Origin of the sequence: Shimia fortis (assembly GCF_040225985.1) — a bacterium.
Lineage (GTDB): Bacteria > Pseudomonadota > Alphaproteobacteria > Rhodobacterales > Rhodobacteraceae > Shimia.
Genome location: NZ_JBBPEU010000031.1, coordinates 1 through 4,285, shown reverse-complemented (window position 1 = coordinate 4,285; position 4,285 = coordinate 1). Strand labels below are relative to the sequence as shown.

Genomic DNA, 4,285 nt, shown 5'->3' with positions numbered 1-4,285 from the left:
CCGGTGGCGTGACCCTCGATATTTCGACCCTTGCGGATGATATCGACAATGACGACACCGCGGCAACGCTGACCTATGCGCTGGATGGTCAGCCGGCGCTCGGCTCGGCCAGCATCAGCGGTTCGACCGTGACCTTCACTGCGGGCACAACTGATTTCGAGTACCTTGCAGTCGGTGAAACCACTACGGTGACCATTCCGGTGAGTGTCACGGATGCACATGGCGACTCGGCTTCGGCTGATATTACCGTGACCGTGACCGGCACGAATGATCGCCCAAGGATAACCTCTCCGAACCCTGTTGAGACTCTTCCAGAGGGCGACGCGGCCCTCTCAGTCAGCGGGACACTTGATATCGAGGATGTCGATGTCACCGATACGGTGGGGCTCGCTTCGCTAAATCCCATCACTGTCAATGTCATCTCGAATCCCGGCGGATTTACGAACGCGGAATTGGTGGACATGCTGACTGTTACCGGTGGTATCGACAACATGTCGACCACCGGAACGCTCAACTGGTCGTTTGACGCAGCTGCCGGTGATTTTGATTATTTGGATGCCAACGAACAGGCGCGGTTCGTATATCAAGTTGCCATTCAGGATGAACAGAACGATGTGTGGCTCGGCTACATTAATATCCGGGTCAACGGCACAAACGACGGCCCCGTCGTTACATTCGCCGCAGGAAATGATGCAGGTACCGTCAGTGAAGACGACATGTCGCCCGCAACGGCCACCGGCACGATCAGCTTTGTGGATGCGGATGCCGATGATGGCGTGACCAGCTCGGTCGCGTTTGTGTCGGCCACAGGCCAGAACGGCGCAACGGTTTCCGCCGCCCTTGACACATTGCTGCAAGATTCGGCGACCTTCACGATCAGCCAGTCCGGCACGCCAATTTCGGGGGATGTCAATTGGGCCTTCTCGTTGGCAACCGCCGAAGCGCAGTATCTGAGTGCGGGCCAAAGCGTGGATGTGGTCTATAACATCAGCGTCACCGACGGAGATGTCACCGAGGTGACCCCGGTCACCATCACCATCACCGGTGCGGAAGATGCCCCTGTCATTACTGGCACGGCGTCCGGCACCGCGGAAGAGGACGGCACGCAAACCGCCTCCGGTACCTTGACAGTAACCGATGCGGATGCGGTTGATACGCCGACCTTCGTGGTGCAAACGGGCACAACAAGCCCCTATGGCAGCTTCGAAGTGGACGCGTCGGGCAACTGGACCTACACGCTGGACAACGCGACAGCACAGCTTCTGGCGGGTGGTGAAATCGTAAGCGAGGTCTTCCCGGTCACAGCCGAAACGGCAGACGGTGAATCTGTGACGCAGAATGTCATCGTCACGATCACTGGTAGTGAAGATGCCCCTGTCATCACCGGCACGGCGACGGGCGACGTGGTAGAGGACGGCACGCAAACTGCCACCGGTGTGCTTGTGGCGACCGATGCGGATTCGGACGATACACCGTCCTTCCTGGCGCAAACCGGCACGATGGGCACCTATGGCAGCTTCGACGTGGATGCCTCGGGGAACTGGACCTACACGCTGGACAATGCGGCGGTGCAGGGCCTGGCGGGTGGTCAGTCCGTGGACGACACCTTCACGGTCACGGCGGCAACGGCGGACGGTGAAAGCGTCACCCAGACGGTGATCGTGACGATCACCGGTACTGAAGACGCGCCTGAAATCACCGGCGTGGTCACTGGCGACGTGGAAGAGGACGGCACGCAAACGGCCTCCGGTTCGCTTGCAGTGACCGATGCGGATGCGGTGGATACGCCAACCTTCACCGCACAGCCGGGCACGATGGGTACCTATGGCACCTTTGTCGTGGACGCGGCCGGCAACTGGACCTACTCGCTGGACAATGCGCTTGCGCAAAGCGTTGCGGGTGGCGAGACCGAAGACGATGTATTCACGGTCACGGCGACAACGGGCGATGGTGAAACCGTCACCCAGACTGTCACCGTGACGATCACCGGTGCGGAAGACGCGCCCGAGATCACCGGTACAGCCACCGGCGCCGTGCAAGAGGACGTCACGTTGAGTGCGACCGGCATACTTGTCGCGACCGATGCGGATGCGGTTGATATGCCGACCTTCCTTGCCCAGACCGGCACGGCGGGCGCCTATGGCAGCTTCGACGTGGATGCCGCGGGCAACTGGACCTACACGCTGGACAATGCAGTGGCGCAGGCTCTGGCGGGTGGCGATGTCATGACCGAGACCTTCACGGTGACAGCCCAGACCGTTGATGGCGAGACTGTCGCCCAGACGGTGACGGTCACCGTGTCCGGGACCGAAGATGACCCTGTCATCACCGGCACGACCACGGGTGACGTCGCCGAGGACGGCACGCAAACTGCAACGGGTGCGCTTGTGGCGACCGATGCGGATGGGGTCGATACACCGACCTTCACTGCGCAGACTGGCACAGTGGGCACCTATGGCAGCTTTGACGTGGATGTCTCGGGCAACTGGACATTTACGCTGGACAACAACTCGGTCCAATTCCTGGCGGGTGGTCAGACCACAACCGACAGCTTCACGGTCACAGCCACCACGACCGACGGTGAGACAGCCACCGAAACCGTGGTCGTCACGATCACTGGCGACGAAGACGCGCCGGTCATCACCGGCACGGTTGCTGGCAATGTGTCCGAGGATGGCACCCTTGTCGCCACCGGAAGCCTGGCCACATCGGATGTGGATGCGGTCGATACCCCGACCTTCCAGGAGCAAAGCGGGACGGCCGGAACCTATGGCACCTTCATCTTGAACACGGCAGGTGGATGGACCTATGTCCTTGACAATGCGGCTGCGCAGGCGCTCAGCGGCGGTCAAAACTTTGACGAGGTCTTTACGGTGACATCTGTCACCGGTGACGGCGAAACCGTAACCGAAAACGTCACGGTGACCATCGCGGGGTCCGAGGACGCCCCGACGATCACCGCGACAACAACGGGCACCGTCGTCGAGGACACGATCCTGACAGCCTCGGGTTCGCTGGTGACAAGCGACGCGGACGCGGCGGACAGCCCGACCATCACCGCCCAGACCACGGCAGGGGCCTATGGCACCTTCACCGCGGCCGATGGCAGCGGATGGACCTACACGCTGGATAACGCGGCGGCGCAGGCTCTGGCGGGCGGGGTCTCGACAACCGAGGTCTTCACGGTCGAAGCAACCACTGGTGATGGAGAGACGGTCACCGAGACGGTTACCATCACGGTAACGGGCACCGAGGACGCGCCAATCATCAGCGGCACCACAACTGGCGCCGTCCAGGAAGACGGAACCCTGGTTGCGAGTGGCATCGCGCTTGCGACAGATGCCGACACTGGCGACATCCCCGTCTTTACACCGCAACCCCCGATTGACGGAGGCTATGGGACGTTCACGATGGATGGGGCCGGCAACTGGACCTATACCTTGAACAACACCACCGCACAGTCGCTTTCGGGTGGTCAGGTTGTGACAGAGAACTTCTCCATCACCGCCGAAACACTTGATGGTGAAACTGTCACGGATACCGTTTCGATTACGGTCACCGGCACGGAAGATGCACCGGTCATCTCTGGGACAACGACGGGCGCAGTGGAAGAGGATGCAGGCCTTGTTGCCAATGGCAGCCTGTTTGCGACCGACTCCGATGCGGCAGATACGCCGTTCATCGTTCCACAACCGGGGACTTCTGGTGTCTATGGCTCCTTCCAGGTGGATATGAGTGGCAACTGGACCTACACCTTGGACAACGCGCTTGCCCAAGGCCTCTCGGGAACTGACATGGCGACCGAGGTGTTCACTGTCACGGCCCTTACCATGGACGGAGAAACCGTGACCCAGACGGTCACCATCACCGTATCAGGGGCAGAAGATGCGCCTGTCATCACCGGTACGTCAACGGGTTCGGTCTCCGAGGACGGTGTCCTTGCAGCCACCGGAGCTCTGGTGGCCACCGATGTGGATGTGGCAGACGCACCGTTCTTCATAGCACAACCTGGCACGGCCGGGACCTATGGCAGCTTCAATGTCGATGCTGGTGGCAATTGGACCTACACGCTGGACAATGCGGCTGCGCAAGGTCTGGCCGCGGGTGACACCATGACCGAGACGTTCTCGGTCACGGCCCAGACAGCGGATGGTGAAAGCGTTTCCCAGACGGTGACGGTCACCGTGATTGGTGCGGAAGACGCGCCTGTCATCACCGGCACGGCGACGGGTGCGGTGTCCGAGGACGGTGTCCTTGCGGCGACCGGCACGCTGGCGGCGTCGGA

1 protein-coding gene is annotated in these 4,285 nt (G+C 61.3%); it reads left to right on the top strand.

The window, feature by feature from the left end; genetic code table 11:
* On the top strand, positions 1-4,285 hold a 4,285-nt coding region (locus WNE31_RS18330; protein ID WP_349981388.1), incomplete at both ends, for a beta strand repeat-containing protein.